The organism is Frigoribacterium sp. CFBP9030 (genome assembly GCF_034045195.1).
In the GTDB taxonomy this organism is placed as follows: domain Bacteria; phylum Actinomycetota; class Actinomycetes; order Actinomycetales; family Microbacteriaceae; genus Frigoribacterium.
The window spans coordinates 314,495-332,323 of the sequence record NZ_JAXCWG010000003.1 but is presented as its reverse complement, the minus strand read 5'-3'; the positions used below and the strand labels follow the sequence as shown (position 1 = coordinate 332,323).

Annotated in this window: 13 protein-coding genes; 6 read left to right on the top strand and 7 right to left on the bottom strand. The window is 72.1% G+C overall.

Translation table 11 applies throughout. The features are described 5' to 3' along the window. Positions 1-145: 145 nt before the first annotated feature. Complete coding sequence (locus SOM13_RS05580; protein WP_320479078.1) at positions 146-5,500, bottom strand: DUF6531 domain-containing protein; 5,355 nt, start codon at positions 5,498-5,500, stop codon at positions 146-148. Positions 5,501-5,679: 179 nt separating this feature from the next. Between SOM13_RS05580 and SOM13_RS05575 the strand changes: the two genes are divergently transcribed. Next, positions 5,680-6,270, top strand: coding sequence for a hypothetical protein (locus tag SOM13_RS05575; RefSeq protein ID WP_192058215.1), 591 nt, complete (start codon positions 5,680-5,682; stop codon positions 6,268-6,270). Between the two features lie 30 nt (positions 6,271-6,300). Here the strand turns inward: SOM13_RS05575 and SOM13_RS05570 are convergent, their stop codons facing one another. Both SOM13_RS05570 and SOM13_RS05565 read right to left on the bottom strand, forming a co-directional pair. After that, complete coding sequence (locus tag SOM13_RS05570) at positions 6,301-6,627, bottom strand: thiamine-binding protein (protein ID WP_243214255.1); 327 nt, start codon at positions 6,625-6,627, stop codon at positions 6,301-6,303. Then, positions 6,624-7,955 carry a glycosyltransferase 87 family protein gene (locus tag SOM13_RS05565; protein ID WP_320479077.1) on the bottom strand — a complete coding sequence of 444 codons (1,332 nt, stop codon included), beginning with the start codon at positions 7,953-7,955 and terminating at the stop codon, positions 6,624-6,626. The genes SOM13_RS05570 and SOM13_RS05565 overlap by 4 nt, the downstream gene beginning before the upstream one ends. A gap of 78 nt (positions 7,956-8,033) precedes the next feature. Here SOM13_RS05565 and SOM13_RS05560 point away from each other — a divergent pair, with 78 nt between their 5' ends. The 4 genes from SOM13_RS05560 to SOM13_RS05545 all read left to right on the top strand — a co-directional run bounded on the left by SOM13_RS05560 (position 8,034) and on the right by SOM13_RS05545 (position 11,338). Beyond that, on the top strand, positions 8,034-8,861 hold the full coding sequence (locus SOM13_RS05560) for an ABC transporter substrate-binding protein (protein WP_320479076.1): 828 nt from the start codon (positions 8,034-8,036) through the stop codon (positions 8,859-8,861). A gap of 89 nt (positions 8,862-8,950) precedes the next feature. Further along, complete coding sequence (locus SOM13_RS05555; protein WP_243214259.1) at positions 8,951-9,730, top strand: amino acid ABC transporter permease; 780 nt, start codon at positions 8,951-8,953, stop codon at positions 9,728-9,730. Further along, complete coding sequence (locus SOM13_RS05550; protein ID WP_243214260.1) at positions 9,727-10,506, top strand: amino acid ABC transporter ATP-binding protein; 780 nt, start codon at positions 9,727-9,729, stop codon at positions 10,504-10,506. The genes SOM13_RS05555 and SOM13_RS05550 overlap by 4 nt, the downstream gene beginning before the upstream one ends. A gap of 139 nt (positions 10,507-10,645) precedes the next feature. Next, a complete protein-coding gene (locus SOM13_RS05545; RefSeq protein ID WP_192058227.1) occupies positions 10,646-11,338 on the top strand; it encodes a YceI family protein in 693 nt (230 codons plus the stop codon). On the opposite strand, the gene SOM13_RS05540 is transcribed toward SOM13_RS05545, so the two are convergent. Continuing rightward, positions 11,335-12,171, bottom strand: coding sequence for an ADP/ATP-dependent (S)-NAD(P)H-hydrate dehydratase (locus tag SOM13_RS05540; RefSeq protein WP_320479075.1), 837 nt, complete (start codon positions 12,169-12,171; stop codon positions 11,335-11,337). The two genes, SOM13_RS05545 and SOM13_RS05540, sit on opposite strands and share 4 nt — an antisense overlap. Positions 12,172-12,376: 205 nt before the next feature. Here SOM13_RS05540 and SOM13_RS05535 point away from each other — a divergent pair, with 205 nt between their 5' ends. After that, on the top strand, positions 12,377-13,546 hold the full coding sequence (locus SOM13_RS05535) for an NADH:flavin oxidoreductase/NADH oxidase (RefSeq protein WP_320479074.1): 1,170 nt from the start codon (positions 12,377-12,379) through the stop codon (positions 13,544-13,546). A gap of 221 nt (positions 13,547-13,767) precedes the next feature. On the opposite strand, the gene SOM13_RS05530 is transcribed toward SOM13_RS05535, so the two are convergent. The 3 genes from SOM13_RS05530 to SOM13_RS05520 all read right to left on the bottom strand — a co-directional run bounded on the left by SOM13_RS05530 (position 13,768) and on the right by SOM13_RS05520 (position 17,776). Further along, positions 13,768-14,811 carry a hemolysin family protein gene (locus SOM13_RS05530; protein ID WP_192058233.1) on the bottom strand — a complete coding sequence of 348 codons (1,044 nt, stop codon included), beginning with the start codon at positions 14,809-14,811 and terminating at the stop codon, positions 13,768-13,770. After that, the gene (locus SOM13_RS05525) at positions 14,808-16,214 is read right to left on the bottom strand and encodes a hemolysin family protein (RefSeq protein WP_320478197.1); all 1,407 of its coding nucleotides are present in this window, start codon (positions 16,212-16,214) and stop codon (positions 14,808-14,810) included. Before SOM13_RS05525 ends, SOM13_RS05530 begins: the two co-directional genes overlap by 4 nt. Positions 16,215-16,339: 125 nt before the next feature. Next, entirely contained in the window at positions 16,340-17,776 is a 1,437-nt protein-coding gene (locus tag SOM13_RS05520; protein WP_192058237.1) for a GuaB1 family IMP dehydrogenase-related protein, read from the bottom strand. Between the last annotated feature and the right edge of the window lie 53 nt (positions 17,777-17,829).

Here is a 17,829-nt window from a genome sequence, read left to right as displayed (position 1 = left end):
CGAGCACCACGAAAACTGCGAGCCCACCGACCAGGATGAGCCGCGCGCGACGCACCGAACGCTTTCTCGGTGGTGCTGCCGCGGAACGGTGCGAATTCGACATGGTCATTCATCTCTCTCGTCAGACGGCTCGTGATGCGGCCGGTCAGTGTCGCGGAAGGCTCGGTCCCTCGGCTCCCGAGAAGAAGCCGTTCGAGAACGCCTGCCCGGCAGTCGTCTCGGGGTCGGGATCCAGCGCGTACTGCGCGAGCCCCGACGTCCCGCCCACCAAGCCATCTTGGCCCATGTCGAGCAGCCCTTCGCCCGCCGCGTTCCACCGCGGGCTCAGCGACGGCAGGGCTTCGGACAGGATGTTCGTCGACGAAGGAGCGGGGATCATGCTCGAGATCCCGCTCGTGGCCGACCCGGCGACGAAGCCGTTCACTCCCTGGCCGACGTAGCCCGCGAACGAGTGGTCCTGCTTCGGGTCCAGGCCGTAGTCGAGCACGTTGCTCGTGGCCCCCTCGACACCGGCGGCGACGGCGCCCTGGCCGGCCCGACCCACGGCGGCCGTCGCGACGCGCTGGCCGATCGGAGACGCGATCCGCTGGACGACCGGCGCCACGGCCTGGGTCACCGCCGGAGCGGCCTTCGACGCCGCGATCGCAGCGGCTCCGCCGGCGGCACCCGCGGCGCCTCCGATCAGCATCTGCAGACCGACCTGCTTGTAGTCGACGTTCCCGCTGTCCGGGCCCTGCTGGATGATGCTGAACCCGCCCGCCATGAGGGCACCGCCTGCAGCCAGCGCGAGGATGTTGACACCGGGCACGAACATCAGGGCGATGCTCCCCGCGATCATGGCTCCGGCGAGGATCGCCTCCTTGTGCGACTTGACCTCGTCCCAGGCATCGACGAGCAACCCCTGGTTCGCATCGTTGTAGGCCTTGAGGTCGGCGTCGGTGGCGGGCTTGAGGCCCAGCGGGTCGAGCGCCTGCAGCGGGTCGTTGCCGGCGTACGAGTAGGGGTTGGCCGCCCATCCTGCGCCGAGCGTCGCCACGATCGGGTCCGTCGACAGGAAGCCCCGTGCCGAGGGGTCGTAGACACGGGCGCCGAGCCAGTCGAGGCCGCCGATCGTGAGACCGCCGCCTGCCGTGAGGCCGATGCCGTCGGGCAGTCCGAGACCCGAACCGGGACTCGACACGGCGGCCAGCGCCTCCCACGGGTCGTCGACGTCCGTGGCGCGCGCCGCGCGCCACCCGCTGGACAGGACCGCGTCGTCGATCGCCGTGACCCCGCCGGGGAGTGCGAGCACGGGTGCTGGCCCGAGGCAGGCCAGCGCCGGCACGGCTGCGGCGGAGTCCCACCAGATCGACGTTCCTCCTGCCTCGGCGAGCTCACCCAGGCCGTCGACCCAGACGTCGATCCGTCCGATCTCCGCGCCGTCGCGGTCGCGGTCGACGATGCCGCCGAGACGCCCGAGGTCCGACCAGGCGTACTGCCGCGTCGTGCCGTCCGGCTCGGTGCGGCGGATCCGCCGCCCGAGGCCGTCGTGCACGTACTCCACACGGACGCCGAGCGTCTCGGTGGCGACCAGCTGGGCTGCCGCGTCGTACTCCCGTCGGGTCTCGACCCCGTCGGCGGTCTCGACGACGAGCCGGCCGGCCACGTCGTACCGCCAGGTGCGCCCGGCGCCTCCCCTCGCCTGCGCGCCCACGAGCTGCGCGGCGTCGTCGTAGCGGTACTCGACCCGACCGCCGCCCTGCTCCACCGCCGAGATGCGCCCATCCGCGTCGTGCTCGACGCGGGTCCGGTCGACTCCGCTCGCCCGGGTCGCGGTGTGCTCCACCACGACGCCGCCCTCGTACGACCACGTCTGCACGAGGTCGCTCGCGATCGATTCGACGACGCGGCCCGCCCGGTCGTACGAGACGCCGCCGAGGTGCGCACCGTCGAGCGCCACCCCCACGACCCGACCGTTCGCATCACGTCGATACTCCGTCCGCGAACCCGTGGGGCCGGTACGGGTGACGACGGCGCCGTCGGCGTCGCGCTCCCATGTCATGGACTCGGCACCCCGCGATCGACGGACGAGCAGTCCACGTCGGTCGTGCCGCAGCTCGTGCTCGATCGAACGCCCCTCACCCCTGCTGTGATCGCTCACGACGACCGCTCGATCGAAGGGGTCGCGGGAGATCTCGAGCACCACCGCGCCGTCGACGCTCACGCTGCTCTGCCGGCCCGCGCGGTCGTACCCGTTCTCGAGGAGGTGCCCGTCGGGGTCCGTCCGTGCCACGAGACGCCCCGCGGCGTCGTACGAGTACCTCGTCGTCCGTCCGAGAGGGTCGGTCACGGCCGCCACGCGATCCGCGGCATCGTAGGCCCGCCGGGTCACGCCGCCGACCGGGTCGGTGATCGTCACGGGGCGACCGCGCTCGTCGTAGTCGTACGAGGTCACGCCGCCGAGGCCGTTCACGACGGCGATCAGCTGCCCCGCGTCGTCGTATCGGAAGCTCCTCCGTCCGAACCTGAGGTCGTGGCTGCCGACGAGACGACCCACGGAGTCCCAGCGGTACCGTGCCGTCCCGGCGCCCGGGATCGTGCGACTCACGAGACGACCCACGGGGTCGTACTCGAATCGCTCCACCTCGCCCGTCGGCGACGTGCGCGTGGACACGCGCGAGTCGGCGTCGTACGAGAGGCTGGTCCGCGCGCCGGAGGCGTCGGTCGCGACGGCGGCCCGTCCGCAGGCGTCGTACTCGTACGTCGATCGCGCCCCGGTCGCCGTCGTGACGGCGACGACCCGGCCGGCCGGATCGCGTTCGAGACGCGTGAGTCCGCCTTCCCCGTCGACGAGCTCGACGGGACGACCGCAGGCGTCGTAGGTGACGAGCTCGTGCCCGCGTTCGTCGGACGTCATCTCGACGGGCCGCCCGAACTCGTCCGTCCGCACGGTCGTCGTCGTGAAGGCGTCTCGGAGGGACGAGAGTCCGGTCGTCTCGTCGCGTTCCGCCAGGCGCCGCACACCCGTCGGGTCCGTGATCGACCGGAGGTCCCCGGTGACCCCGTACTCGCGATCCCAGCGCGCGCCCGTCGGATCCGTGACGACCCGCAGGCGGGAGAGGGCGTCGTGCTCGAAGGCCCAGGCGGCTCCGTCGGGCAGCTCGAGGCGCGAGACGTCGCCTTGGTCGTCCATCGTGCGGGTGGTCGTGCGCCCGAGAGGATCGGTCTCCGAGACCAGATCGCCGGCCGGACCGTAGCCGTACCGCGTCACCGCACCACGGGGATCGACGACCGCCTCGAGTCGACCCGCCGGGCCGCGCTCGAAGCGCCACAGCGCGCCGTCGGGATCGCGCCGCGAGACGAGCTCGTCCGAGCCGTCGTAGCGGTACTCGGTCCGAGCTCCGGACGGGGTCGTGGAGGCCACCACGTGACCCGTGGCGTCCCGTTCCAGACGCACGACGCCGCCGTCCGCGTTCCGAGCCGCGACGATGTCCCCGAAGCGGTCGTGCTCGAGTTCGAGCGGCACGCCCGTCGCGTCGACGACGCGGACGAGGCGGCCGTCCCGCCACGTCGACTCGGTTCGCCCGCCGGCGGGGTCGATGATCGCCGAGGGGTTCCGGTCGTCGCCGTCGTACTCGAAGGCGACGACCCCGCCCGACTCGGTCACGACGGTCGTCACGCGATCGAGGTCGTCGTAGCCGTAGGTGATGTCGGCTCCCGCCGGAGTCACCGTGCGCGTCCGACGACCGCGGTCGTCGTAGGCGTGCACGGTGATCGCCCCGTCGCGCTGCGTGGCGGAGACGAGGTTCCCGTGGGCGTCGTAGCTCATCGACTGCCGCCGGTCGTCGCTGTCGACGACGCCGACGAGACGGCCCTTGGCGTCCGCCAGCCAGGTGTTCGACCGGCTGCCGTCCTCGTCGGAGACGACCGTCACCCGACCGGGGAGGTAGGCGAAACGGACCCGGCGGCCATGGGGGCTGACCTGCAGCACGACGCGTCCGTGCTCGTCGTACGTGTTGTCGACCTCGATCACGCCCGCCTCGCTCGTGACCGTCGAGACGAGCCCCTCGTCGTTCCAGCCGTATCGGCGGGTCCCCCCTGGCGTGGTGACGCCGACGAGCCTCCGGCCCTGGTCGTACTCGTACTCGACCCGCCGGCCGTCCGATCCGCGCACGACCACGACTCGGCCGTCGAGGTGCTCGATCTCGATCGAGCGCCCCCGCTCGTGGACGAGCCGGGTGACCACGTCGCCGTCGTACTCGACCCGGACGGCCGTGCCGCGCCTCCCTCGCTGCCCGACCCAGCGACCCGACGGCGTGAAGTCGACGCGCACGCCCTCGTTGTCGCTGACGACGAGGAGGCCGTCCTCCTCGGTCAGCCAGCGGTTCTCGCCGATGCCGCGGCCCCAGCCGGTGTCCTGACGGGGGAACCGGATCTGGCGTCCGTCCGCCCCGACGAACGACGCTCCCTCGTCGTCGATCAGCAGCCTCGTCTCGAGCACCGACGACCAGCCGGGGCCGAAGAGACCGACGCGGTCGTCGAGCGAGTTGTACATGCGCGTCATGGCGAGTGACGCCGAGGCTCCCCCGAAGCCCAGGTCGTGCTCGGGTTCGAGGAAGTTGCCGGTGGTCGTGTTGACGGGGTCCATCGTGAAGCCCGTGGTCGGCTGCTCGCCGAAGGCCCGTGGCGGATCGATCGTCAGGGCGGTCCGGTCGGCCGAGACCCCCGCCGCCTGGAGGGCGGCGGCGAGCGCCGAGTCGGATACGGTCGAGACGTCGCCCTCTCCTCCGGCGGCCGCGAACGCGTCGGCCACGGTGTTGGCCCACGCGACGTCCTGGCCGTTGGCCTCGAGCCACTTCTCGAATCCCGTGACGAGTCCGCTCGCCTCGATCTCGCCCCACTTGCACCGCGACGCGAAGTCCGCGAGCTTGCCCCGCAGCGCGGCCGGCCGGCCCGTCAGCTCGGTGTCGAGCTGCGACGAGCCCGTGGCGAACGACCGGAGGTTCTCGGGTCGTGCCGACGAGGCGCCTCCGGCAGCGCCGCCCCCTGCAGCGCCGCCTCCAGATGCGGGCAGGGGCGTCTCCCGGGAACCGGTGGCGACGGTGGACGCCGGGAAGGTCGGCTCCTTCTCGGCCGGTTCGGTCGGCATGTCCTCTCCGCCGACGATGCCGTCCCACCACTTCTCGATGTCCGACCGGTTCTCCTGACGCTCCGTCCACTCGCGGGCGCGCTTGCGACGGGCGTTCTCCTTCTGCGCCGACTCCTTCATCGTGCCGACCCAGCTCGCGATGTCGCGGAGCGCGGCGACGATCTTGTCGCCGTCCGCCTTCGCGGTGTCCTGGTTCGCGCCGAAGATCTCCGAGAAGCGCCCGAGGAAGTCCTGCTCGGCCGTGGTCCGATACGACCGGCGCGAAGCCACCTGCCCCTCGATCGCCTCGGCCGATGCGTTGGCCTCGGTGACGAGAGCGTCCGCTGTCGCGTCGTCGAACGTCACTTCTTCGTTGCCGGTCGGATTCGCCACGATTCTCGTTCCCCCTGGTGATACGTCGTCTCGACGCCGTGTCCAACGAACGACTCGTCACGGATCCCGGCGTCCGCCCCCGCGCAAGACGCGCCCCCGGGGCTCGAACATGCCAACTGTACGGGCAGAGGCGCCTTCTGTCGCGATCCTCTCCACAGAGTGGTCGGTATCATCGCCGGATGATCGACTGGACCGTCCTCGGGCTCGTGGTGACCGCCGTCTCGGTCCTGGCCGCCGTGGGCGTGCCGCTCGCCGCCTCACTCCTCAGCCGGTCGCGTCGAGCGGCGGCACCAGACTCCCCCCCGCTGTTCACCACGCACCCCCCGCGCCTCGTGTCGGTCATGTTCGCCGTCGTCGGTCTGGCCTCGTTCTTCTTCGGTCTCGTGCTGGCGCTGCAGGTCCCCTTCACCGACGAGCCCGACGTCGCCGAGGGCTCGGCCATCGCCGGGGCACTGTGCGCCCTCGGGGCCATGGAGGTCCTCCTCTGGCGCGGCATCCGGCGCACGCGCCTCGACGTCCACGACGAAGGGCTCCTCGTGCAGTCCTGGTTCCGTCCGGCACGCTGGGTCCTGGTGAGCGACATCGCGTCGTACCGCCCTCTGCTCAGCCCGGGCGCCATCGACGGGTCGGGCATCGACGCCCGCGACGCCCGCCGCAAACGCCTCTTCATCGCCAACCGGCGCGACGACAACTACCGGAAGCTGCTCGACCACCTCGAGCGGCACACGCCCGAGGCGCTGGCCGACTTCCGAGGCCGTCCCGCGCGCTGACGCGTCACGGGGCCGACTGCGAGGCGTCGTTCAGGCCTCGAGGGCCCGCTCGAGGCGCTCGACCTTGCCGTCGAGCTCGCCGGTCCGCCCGGGGCGGATGTCGGCCTTCAGCACCAGCGAGACCCGACTGCCGAACGCGCCCACCGCCTCCGCGGCCTCCTTGACGACGGCCATGACCTCGTCCCAGTCGCCCTCGATCTCAGTGAACATCGAGGAGGTGCGGTTCGGCAGCCCGGAATCCCGCACGACCCGCACGGCGGCGGCCACCGCGGCGTGCACGGAGTCGCCGTGGGCGTCGGGGTCGAGGTCTCCGGCGGGGGCACCGCCGCTGGGCGAGAGCGAGAAGGCGACGATCATGCGCTCATCCTGTCAGCGGCCGGGCCGCGGCGCACTCCCCCGAGACGCCACAGCATGACGCACGCGACGACGAGCAGGGCGATCTCGCCGAGGTTCCGCAGCGTGATGACGACGAGCATCCACGGCTCGACCCGCAGCAGGTCGTCGTAGAACCACGGGTAGATCAGCTGGGTCAGGGCGGCGATGCCGACCGCCAGCCCCGCCGCGAGTCGGAACGACGGCCCGCCGGCCCGCGACGTCACGAGCCCCACGACGACGGGCACGGCCAACCACGACACGAACTGCGGCGAACCGACCTTGTTGGTCACGATCAGCGCCGTCGTCAGCGCGAGAGCGAGCGGACCGAGGAGGTGCGGCGCGGCGACCCCCGCCAGTCGCGCCCGCAGACCGAGCAGCACCACGGCGCCCACCACCAGAGCCATGACCAGCGTGGCGGCCCTGGCCGCGAGACCGACCCCGTCGCCCTGCACCTGGAAGGTGAGGATCTGCTGGTCGTAGTACACGCCCGTGCCGGCCACCTTCGCCGCAGCGCGCCACAGCCAGGGGGTGGCCGCGGGCGATTCGATCTGCAGCCCCCGGCCCGCCTGCTGACCGACGAAGCCGAGCACGGTGGAGCCGCTGCCGAGCGCCAGCGAGACGGCGACCACCACGACCGTCGTCGCGGCCGCGGCGACGACGACGACGATCGAGATACCGCGACGGGAGGCCAGCACGGCGGCGGCGACCAGGGCGGCCGGCCAGACCTTCACCCACGCGGCGATCGTCAGCACGACCGAGGCCGCCACGGGGCGCTCGGCCACCAGCAGCAGACCGATCAGGGCGAGGGCCACGGTGACGGCGTCGATGCGCCCGAAGGCGATCGGGCCGAGCGCGATCACGAAGAGCAGCCACCACCAGGCGGCGGACGTCGTCGCCCGCGTCGCCCGCGTCGTCCGCGTCGTCCCCGTCGTCCGCGTCGCCCGGCGCAGCAGGACGGCGAAGGCGATCGCGTCGAGGGCGATTACGACCAGCAGCCACACGGTGGCGTAGTCGGTCGAGCCGCCGAGTCGCGCGATGAGCATCGGTACGGCCGCCAGCAGCGGGTACACCCAGGCGACGTCGATCCCGACCCGGTCGCCGCCCGAGACGAAGTCGTCCATCCACGACCGGTAGACGGTGCGGACGTCGCCGAGCGACTGGTCGGGGCCGGCCAGCGCGACCCAGGCGACCACGAGGTGCACGACCGCGAAGGCCGTCCAGAGGACCACCCGCCGCTGTGCCAGCGTCGAGACGATCCGCCCCGTCGTCGTCCGCGCGCCGGGGATCTCAGGAGGCGCGGCGACGGTCATCCGGTCAGGCTAGCCGCCGCGCGTCACACGACGCCGCACAGCTCGGCGGTGTCGTCGGTCACCGTTATCCTCGGGGTCATGACCCGTACACCGTCGCGACTCGTCGCGTCCGTCGCCGCCGCCCTCCTCTCGATCGGCGTCCTGGCCGCCTGCGCGCCCACGTCCGACTCCGAGGGCTCGGACGGCGTCGGTGCCGTCACCGAGGGCGAGCTGACGATCGCCACCGGCGAGCCCGCCTACTCCCCCTGGGTCGAAGACGACGACCCGACCACCGGCGAAGGCTACGAGTCCGCGCTCGCGTACGCCGTCGCCGATCGTCTCGGCTACGACCGCGACGACGTCGTCTGGGTGCGCGCCACCTTCGACGAGTCCATCGCCCCCGGCCCGAAGACCTTCGACCTCAACCTGCAGCAGTTCTCGATCACCGATCAGCGGGCCAGGGCGGTCGACTTCTCGTCGCCCTACTACGAGACCCGCCAGGCCGTCGTGACACTGCCGGGCTCGGCCGCCGAGGGCGCCACCAGCGTCGCCGACCTGACGGGGCTCGACATCGGGGCGCAGAGCGGCACGACGAGCTTCACCGCGGCCGAGTCGGTCATCGATCCCGACGGCGGCGTGCAGGCCTACAACTCGAACGACGACGCCAAGGCCGCCCTCGAGTCGGGGCAGGTCGATGCGATCGTGCTCGACGTCCCGACGGCGACCTACTTCGTCGAGGGAGGTATCGTCCTCGGTCAGCTGGCCGCGGTCGACGGCGCCAGCGACCAGCTCGGCATCGTCCTGCCGCTCGACAGCGCCCTCACCGACGAGGTCACGCAGGCCGTCGACGATCTGCGCGACGACGGCACGCTGGCCGAGCTGCAGCAGCAGTGGCTCGCCGACTACGACGTCTCGGACCTCTCGTAGCGCCCACCGCGATCGCCCCGGGGTCCGCCCCGATCAGCGATCTCGAACTGGGGCGACGGGCCTATCGCCGTCGCCAGTCGGTCCGCTCGGTGCTCGTCGCCGTGGTCAGCACGATCGTCTTCGCGGCCCTCGCCTGGTGGGCGGTCACCAGCACCCCGGGCTGGGAGCGCGTGAAATTCAGCTTCTTCGACGGCCCCACCCTGATCGCCGCCTGGCCTCGCGTGGTCGAGGGCCTCTGGCTGAACATCAGGGTGCTCGTGGTGGCGGCGATCGGCGTGGCGCTGCTCGCGACGCTGCTGTCCGCCCTCCGCACCCTCCGGGGCCCCGTGTTCTTCCCCGTCCGCGCGCTCGTCCGGGGCTACACCGACCTGTTCCGCGGGCTGCCGCTCATCATCGTCCTGTACCTCGTGGGCTTCGGTCTGCCGGGTCTCGGGCTCGGCATCCCGCGCCTCCCGGCCGAGTTCTGGGGCACGATCGCGCTCATCCTCACCTACTCGGCCTACGTCTCCGAGGTGGTGCGGGCCGGCATCGACGCCGTGCACCCCTCGCAGCGGCTGGCCGCGCGGTCGCTCGGTCTCGGTCATGCGAAGACCCTCCGTCTGGTGGTCTTCCCCCAGGCGATCCGCAAGGTGACGCCGGCGCTCATGAACGACTTCGTCTCGATGCAGAAGGACGTCGGGCTGATCTCCGTGCTCGGGGCGGTCGACGCGGTGCGCGCGGCCCAGATCGAGACGGCGACCGCCGCGAACTTCACGCCGTACGTGCTCGCAGGGCTGCTGTTCGTCGTGCTGGCCCTGCCGACACTGTGGCTGACGGACTGGCTGTCGGCGCGCCTCCGTCGTCGCGAACAGGCAGGGAGCGTCGTATGACCGGGTCACGCATCACAGGCGACGCCGGCCCCGGCCCCGGCCCCGAGGTCGTCCTCCGTCTCGAGGGCGTCCGCAAGTCGTTCGGCGCCACGACGGTGCTCGACGGCATCGACCTCGAGGTCGCCCGAGACGAGGTCGTCGCGCTGATCGGGGCGAGCGGCTCGGGCAAGTCGACGCTGCTTCGCACGATCAACCTCCTCGAGCCGATCGACGACGGTCGCATCGTGCTCGGCGGCGACGACATCAGCGACCCCCGGGTCAAGGCCGACGCGGTGCGCGCGCGGATCGGCGTGGTCTTCCAGCACTTCAACCTGTTCCCGCACCTCACCGTGCTCGAGAACGTGTCGCTGGCCAGTCGGCATGTCCTGCGTCGCCCGAAGGCCGAGGCCCACGCACGGGCCCGCGAGCTGCTCGAACGCGTCGGTCTCGGCGACAAGGCGGGCGCCTACCCCGACCGTCTCTCGGGCGGCCAGCAGCAGCGCGTCGCGATCGCCCGGGCCCTCGCCCCGCGTCCGACCCTGCTGCTGCTCGACGAGATCACGAGCGCTCTCGACCCCGAGCTGGTCGGCGAGGTGCTCGATCTGGTCCGCACCCTGAAGGAGGTCGGCACGACCATCGTCATGGCGACCCACGAGATGGCCTTCGCGCGCGACGTCGCCGACCGCGTGGTGTTCCTCGACGCCGGCCGCGTCGCCGAGCAGGGCCCGCCCGAACAGGTCTTCACGGCGCCGCGAACCGCGCGGGCGAGAGAGTTCCTCACCCGCTTCACCGCCTGACGGGTGACTCCCAGCTGATTCCAGCCACCCCATAGACTCACCCGCCATCATCTCCACCAAGCCGTTCCGGCCCATGGCATCCGAGCCGACCCCGCGGCGTGGTCACGCCCAACCCGAGCCGACCCAGGAGACACGAACCATGAAGAAGAAGACCGGAATCATCATCGGAGTGGCGGCGGTCCTCGTCGTCGGCGTCGGAGTCACGGCGGCCGTCGCCGGCCCCGCCTTCTACCGCGACGTCATCGTCGGCGAGCCCGACGCCGCCCCCACCGTGTCACTCACCCCCGGTGCCAGCACGGTCGATCAGAGCCAGCTCACCGGCGACTGGTCGGTGGGCGACGGCAGCTCGGCCGGCTACCGCGTCGACGAGGTGCTGAACGGCACCGACGTCACCGTGGTCGGCACCACCGATCAGGTCTCGGGCACCGTGACCGTCGACGGCACCACCGTCACGGCGGCCGACATCACCGTCGACGTGGCGAGCATCGCCACCGACAGCGGCAACCGCGACGGGTACTTCCGTGACGACGCGATGGAGGTCGGCACCTACCCGACCGCCACCTTCACCCTGACCGACCCGATCGACGCCGCCGTGCCGTCCGACGGCCAGGTCGCGACGGTCCAGGCCACCGGCGAGCTGACCATGCACGGCGTCACGCAGACCGTGGAGGTGCCGCTCCAGGCCGCGCTCTCCGGCGACGGCGTCCAGGTCAGCGGCTCGATCCCCGTCACGTTCTCCGACTACGGCGTGACCGCGCCGAGCCTCGGCTTCGTCGAGGTCGAGGACCAGGGCACCGTCGAGTTCCTCGTGGCGGCGACCCCCGCCTCCTAGGCTCGCCGCCCTCTGCCCGCCACGATCGACGCGATCGTGGCGGGCAGTCCGTCGATCAGGCCCAGCACGGTGATCGGTCCGCCGCCGCTCGCCCGCTCCGCCGCCAGACCGTGGACGACCGCCGCCGTGGCGGCCAACCGCGCGAGGGCCTCGTCGTCGGAGGCGATCTCGTCGGCGTGCGTCGCGACGAGGGCGCCCAGCACTCCGCCGAGCGCGTCGCCCGCACCGGCCGTCGCCAGCCACGTCGGCGCGCTCTCGGCGACCAGCAGCGTGCCCTCGGGCGAGGCCACGTGGGTCCGGTGCCCCTTGACCAGCACGGTGCAGCCCCACTCCCCCGCCGCGCGCCTCGCCGCGTCGCCCGGGTCGGCGGCCACGTCGGCGACCTCGCGACCCGACGCCCGCGCCAGCTCTCTGAAGTGCGGTGTCAGGACCACGGGCCCGGTGGCCTCGTCGCGCAGCGGGAGGGCGCCGGCGTCGAGCACGAGCGGCAGCCCCGAGGAGGCGCCGGTCGCGAACCCCTCGCGGGTCTCGTCGTCGAGGTGGTCGGGGTCGACGCCCGAGCCGAGCAGCCAGGCCTGGACCCGCCCCGGGCTGGTGACGGCCTCGGGTCGGCGATGGAGCACGAAGTCCGACGCGCGCGCCGGGCCCAGGTAGCGGAGCATGCCGAGCCCCGTGTGCAGCGCCGCCTCGACGCCCAGCACGGCGGCGCCGGGGTACGCGCTCGAGCCGGTGACGACGCCGAGCACACCGCGGCTGTACTTGTCGTCGTCGGCCGCGGGCACGGCGATCCAGTCGGCGGCGTCGGCGGGGGTCCACGGCACGAAGTCGGTCATGCCGTCGACGCTAGTCGCCGCGCATCGGTCGCCGCGCGTCGGTCGCCGCGCGTCCGTCGCCGCGAGTCCGTCGCCGCGAGTCCGTCGCCGCGAGTCCGCTCGCGACCCGAGGTCAGCCGCGCCCTTCCCCGCTGCACCGCGCCCGAGGGAACATCCCGCCCCCGCGTACCGTTGCACCCCGACGACGATCCACCATCGAAAGGCGATGACCCCACTCGTGACCCAGACGGCAGCGACACCCACGACCACCCCGCAGACCTCCGCGCAGAACGGCGACGAGGTCGGCGACCGCCCCCTCGGACTCTTCGATCCGATCACGCTGCGCGGCCAGAGATTCCGCAACCGGCTCTGGGTCGCGCCCATGTGCCAGTACTCGGCCGAGCGCGAAGACGGCGTCCCGACCGACTGGCACCTCGTGCACCTGGGTGCGCTGGCCCGAGGAGGCGCGGGCGCGGTGATCGCGGAGGCCACGTCGGTCACCCCCGAGGGCCGCATCTCGCCCCAGGATCTCGGTCTGTGGAACGACGAGCAGCTCGAGGCGTTCCGCCCGATCACGGCGTTCATCCGGTCGCAGGGATCCGTGCCCGGCGTCCAGCTGGCGCACGCCGGTCGCAAGGCGTCGACGTTCCGCCCGTGGAGCGCCGAGCAGGGCACCGTGGCGGCCGACCGAGGCGGCTGGCAGACGGTCGCACCGTCCGCCGTCGCCTTCGAGGGCTACGACGAGCCGGTGGCCCTGACCACCGCCGAGGTCGGCGGTCTGGTCGAGGCGTTCCGTGTCGCCGCGCGCCGCTCGGTCGACGCCGGCTTCGAGCTGATCGAGCTGCACGCCGCCCACGGCTACCTGCTGCACCAGTTCCTCTCGCCGCTCAGCAACGAGCGCACCGACGAGTACGGGGGCTCCCTCGAGAACCGGGCGCGCCTCCTGCTCGAGGTCGTCCGGGCCGTGCGCGCCGAGGTCGGCGACGACTACCCGCTGCTCGTGCGCTTCAGCGCCACGGACTGGGCCGAGGGCGGCTGGGACGAGGACGACACCGCGACCGTGGCCGCGTGGTCGCGCGAGGCGGGTGCCGACCTGTTCGACATCTCGACCGGCGGCCTGGTCGCCGGGGTCAGCATCCCGGTCGGCCTCGGCTACCAGGTGCGCTTCGCCGAGCACGTGCGCACGCAGGCCGAGGTCGAGACCGGCGCGGTCGGCCTCATCGTCGGGGCCGAGCAGGCCGACGAGATCGTCGCGAGCGGTCGGGCCGACGTGGTGCTGATGGCGCGCGAGTTCCTCCGCGACCCGCACTTCCCGTTGCGGGCCGCCGCCGAGCTCGGGGTCGAGCTCGACTACGTGCCGGCGCAGTACCAGCGCGCACCCTTCCGCGCGCGCTGACCCGCCGCGCCGGCCGCGGCCGCGGCCCGCGGTTCATCGAAGTGACGCGAACAGGGCCTTCACTCACCCCGAGGGCCCCTTTCGCGTCACCTCGACGCCGCCGCCAGCCACCGCGCGTCACCTCGACGCCGCCGCCAGCCACCGCCCCATCGAGGTGACGCAGAAGGGGCCCCCAGCCATGCTGGGGGCCCCTTCTGCGTCACATGGACGCCGCGGCGCGGTCAGCGACCGCGTCGCGTGGCGTCCTGCACCTCGCCGATGAGCTCCTCCAGGATGTCCTCCAGGAAGAGCACCCCCTCGGTCGTGCCGTACTCGTCGAACGAGCGCGCGACGTGCACGCCGCTGCGGCGCATGGTCGCCAGGGCGTCCTCCAGGTCGGTGCCCCGGTAGATCGAGATGAGCTGTCTGATCCGCTTCGGCGGCACGGGGTCGCCGAACTCGTCGTCGTCGAGGTCGAGCACGTCTTTCAGGTGGAGGTAACCCGTCGGGTCGCCCTGGTCGTCGACCAGCACGTAGCGCGAGAAGCCGTTCTGCGCGACGGCCCGCTCGACGTCCGACGGCGTCGCGTCTTCGGGCAGGGTGACGAGGCCCGGCATGGGGACCGCCACGTCGGACACCTTCTTCTCGGTGAACTCGAACGCCGCCTGGACGGTGCCGCTGGCGTCGGTCAGGGTGCCCTCGCGGCGGGACTGCGCGACGATGTTGGCGACCTCGTCGACGGTGAAGGCGCTGGCGGCTTCGTCTTTCGGTTCGACCTTGAACGCCCGCAGCACCGTGTTCGCCGACCAGTTCAGCGAGACGACGACCACGTGCAGCACGCGCGCGATGGCGACGAGCGGCGGCGCGAGCATCAGCGCTGCGCGGTCGGGCAGCGAGAACGAGATGTTCTTCGGCACCATCTCGCCGAACACCACGTGCAGGAACGACACGAGCACCAATGTGATGACGAAGCCCACGACGCTCACGAGCTCGGGGCTCAATCCGGTCAGACCGAGCGGCCCCTCCAGGAGGTGGTGGATCGACGGCTCGGACACGTTCAGGATGAGCAGCGAGCAGATGGTGATGCCCAGCTGCGTCGTCGCGAGCATCATCGTGGCGTGCTCCATCGCCCAGAGGGTCGTGCGCGCGGCGCGGCTGCCAGCCTCGGCCAGGGGCTCGATCTGCGACCGTCTGGCCGAGATGACGGCGAACTCGGCCCCGACGAAGAACGCGTTGCCCATCAGCAGCAGCACGAGCCAGACGATGCCCAACCAGTCGCCGCTCATCGGACGGCCTTCCGGTCGGCGGACGACCCGCGAGGGGTCGCCGCAGCGGTCGCCGAGGAGGCGCGGGTCGGGTCGACCGGCACCGCACCCGACCCGTCGGCCGGGTCGTCGTCCGTGGCGGGCGTGAAGCGGATGCGATCGATCCGACGCCCGTCGAGCCGCTCGACGCGGAACGCGCCGGCCTCGGTCTCGACGACGTCGCCCGCCGAGGGCAGGTGTCCGAGCTCGCTCATCAGCCATCCTCCGACGGTCTCGTACGGGCCGTCCTCCGGCACCTTGACGGAGGCGCGCTCGAGCAGCTCGTCGGGGCGGAGCAGACCCGGGAAGGTCAGCCAGTTGCGTGATCGGACGACGTCGACGCGGCTGCGGTCGTGCTCGTCCGACACCTCGCCGACCAGTTCTTCGATGAGGTCCTCGAGGGTGACGACCCCGGCGGTGCCGCCGTACTCGTCGACGACGACCGCCATCTGGTAGCCCCTGCCCCTGACCTCGGTCAGCAGGTTGTCGAGGGTCATGGTCTCGGGCACTCGCACGGCGTCGGTCTGCAGGGCCGAGACGGGCACGTCGGCGCGGCGCTCACGAGGGACCGACACGGCCTGCTTGACGTGCACGAGGCCCACGACGTCGTCGATGCCGTCGTCGGTCACCGGGAATCTCGAGTAGCCCGTCCGTCGGGCCAGCTGCAGAACCGTCTCGGCGCTGTCGGTGCGCGCGACCGACGACAGCCGGGGTCGCGGGGTCATCACGTCGGAGGCTGTGTGGTCGCTGAAGGCCAGCGTGCGCGACAGCAGCGTCGCGGTGTCGGCCTCGAGGCTGCCCTCGGTCGCCGATCGACGCACGAGCGACGAGAGCTCTTCGGCCGTCCGTGCACCGGAGAGCTCCTCCTTGGGTTCGACGCCGATCGCGCGGAGGATGCCGTTCGCGGTGTTGTTGAGCAGCGCGACGGCGGGCTTGAACACCGTGGTGAACCCGACCTGGAACGGCATGACGAGCTTCGCCGTCTTGAGCGGGAGGGCCAGGGCGAAGTTCTTGGGCACGAGCTCGCCGATGATCATCGAGAGCAGGGTCGCGACCACGATCGACACGATCGGCGCCGCGATCGTCACGGCGGCCTCGGGGACGCCCGCGCCCACCAGCGGAGGCGAGATCAGTCGCGAGATCGCCGGCTCCATCGTGTAACCGGTGAGCAGCGTCGTCAGCGTGATGCCGAGCTGCGCGCTCGACAGGTGCGTCGAGGTGATGCGCAGGGCCCCGATGGTGGTCGTGAGCCCCTTCTCGCCCTTGCCTTGTCGGGATTCGAGCTCGGACCGGTCGAGGTTGACGAGCGAGAACTCGCTCGCGACGAACAGCCCGGTGCCGATGGTGAGGAGGAGGCCGAAGCCGAGGAGGATCCACTCGTTCACGACGAACGGTCACCTCGCTCGGAACGGTGCGGGAGGGGGGTCGTCGACACGATCGGCGTCGGAGACGGAGGGTCGTCCATAGACGGAAGAGCTTACGGCACTCGCGCGCCCCTCGGGGCCTCTTCTCACCAGCCGACCGGCAGGGCCTTCCCCTCCTCGTAGCCTGCGGCGGACTGCACGCCGACGAGGGCGCGTTCCGCGAACTCGGGCACCGAACGGGCCCCGGCGTAGGTGAACGAGCTGCGGACGCCCGACGTGATCATGTCGAGGAGGTCCTCAACCCCGGGGCGCAGCGGGTCGAGGTAGATCTTCGACGACGAGATCCCCTCGGCGAACAGGGTCTTGCGAGCCAGCTCGTAGGGGTCGAGTCGTTCGAAGCGACCCTGCACCGCCTTGGTCGAGGCCATGCCCCAGCTCTCCTTGTAGAGGCCGCGCTCGTCGCTCGCCAGATCGCCGGGGGCCTCGATCGTGCCGGCGAACCACGAGCCGATCATCACCGAGGCTGCTCCGGCGGCGAGCGCCAGCGCGACGTCGCGGGGGTAGCGGACGCCGCCGTCGGCCCAGACGTGGGCTCCGAGGGCCTTCGCGGCGGCCGCCGTCTCGAGCACCGCCGAGAACTGGGGCCGCCCGACCGCGGTCATCATGCGGGTGGTGCACATCGCGCCGGGACCGACGCCCACCTTGACGATGGTCGCCCCGGCGCCGACCAGGTGATGGACGGCCTGCTCGGTGACCACGTTGCCGGCCACGATGGGGAGGCCGAGCCCGAGCGCCGAGACGGCAGCGATGGCCTTGACCATGCCGTCCTGGTCGCCGTGCGCGGTGTCGATGACGAGCACGTCGACGCCGGCCGCGGCGAGCGCCTTGGCCTTCTCGGCCACGTCGCCGTTGATGCCGACGGCCGCCGCGACGCGGAGCCGCCCACCGGCGTCGAGCGCGGGCTGGTAGAGGGTCGAGCGGAGGGCGCTCTTCCGGCTGACGGTTCCGACGACGCGGCCGTGCCGGAGCACCGGGGCGAAGTCGAGGTCGGCGGCGACGAGGCGGTCGAACGCCGCGCGGGGGCCCTCGACGTCGTCGGCGTCGAGCGAGGTCAGCGCGCCGTGGAGGAGGTCGCCGAGCACGGCGTCGCGGGGGGCCGTCGCGAGGCGGGAGGCGGCGATGCAGCCGAGGTAGGCGCCGTCCGCGTCGTGCAGGACGATGCCGTGGCCCTCGACGGCGGGGACGGTCGACAGCGCGGCGTCGACCGTCTGGCCGGCGTCGAGCGTGTAGGGGGTGTCGTACTCGACCGGTTGGCTCTTGACCCAGCGGATGGCGGCGTCGAGCTGCTGGAGGGGCATGTCCTGAGGGAGGACCCCGAGACCTCCGCGCCGGGCGAGCGTCGCCGCCAGGCGGGGCCCGGTGACCGAGTTCATGTTCGCCGAGACGACCGGGATGGTGGCGCCGGTGCCGTCGCCGGGGGCGAGCGACACGTCGAGGCGACTCGTCACCGACGACCGGCTGGGCACCAGGAACACGTCGGAGTAGGTCAGGTCGTGGGTCGGCGTCGTCTCGTAGAACCTCATGCGGACAACGTTAATCCCTGTGAGTCCGAGACCCCCGGAGCGCGGTAAGCGTT

Excerpts from the sequence above, each read along its gene's own strand:
- SOM13_RS05575 (WP_192058215.1), top strand. The coding sequence starts at position 5,680 with ATGATCGACTGGACCGTCCTCGGGCTCGTGGTGACCGCCGTCTCGGTC.
- SOM13_RS05570 (WP_243214255.1), bottom strand. The coding sequence starts at position 6,627 with ATGATCGTCGCCTTCTCGCTCTCGCCCAGCGGCGGTGCCCCCGCCGGA.
- SOM13_RS05565 (WP_320479077.1), bottom strand. The coding sequence starts at position 7,955 with ATGACCGTCGCCGCGCCTCCTGAGATCCCCGGCGCGCGGACGACGACG.
- SOM13_RS05560 (WP_320479076.1), top strand. The coding sequence starts at position 8,034 with ATGACCCGTACACCGTCGCGACTCGTCGCGTCCGTCGCCGCCGCCCTC.
- SOM13_RS05550 (WP_243214260.1), top strand. The coding sequence starts at position 9,727 with ATGACCGGGTCACGCATCACAGGCGACGCCGGCCCCGGCCCCGGCCCC.
- SOM13_RS05545 (WP_192058227.1), top strand. The coding sequence starts at position 10,646 with ATGAAGAAGAAGACCGGAATCATCATCGGAGTGGCGGCGGTCCTCGTC.
- SOM13_RS05540 (WP_320479075.1), bottom strand. The coding sequence starts at position 12,171 with ATGACCGACTTCGTGCCGTGGACCCCCGCCGACGCCGCCGACTGGATC.
- SOM13_RS05535 (WP_320479074.1), top strand. The coding sequence starts at position 12,377 with ATGACCCCACTCGTGACCCAGACGGCAGCGACACCCACGACCACCCCG.
- SOM13_RS05530 (WP_192058233.1), bottom strand. The coding sequence starts at position 14,811 with ATGAGCGGCGACTGGTTGGGCATCGTCTGGCTCGTGCTGCTGCTGATG.
- SOM13_RS05520 (WP_192058237.1), bottom strand. The coding sequence starts at position 17,776 with ATGAGGTTCTACGAGACGACGCCGACCCACGACCTGACCTACTCCGAC.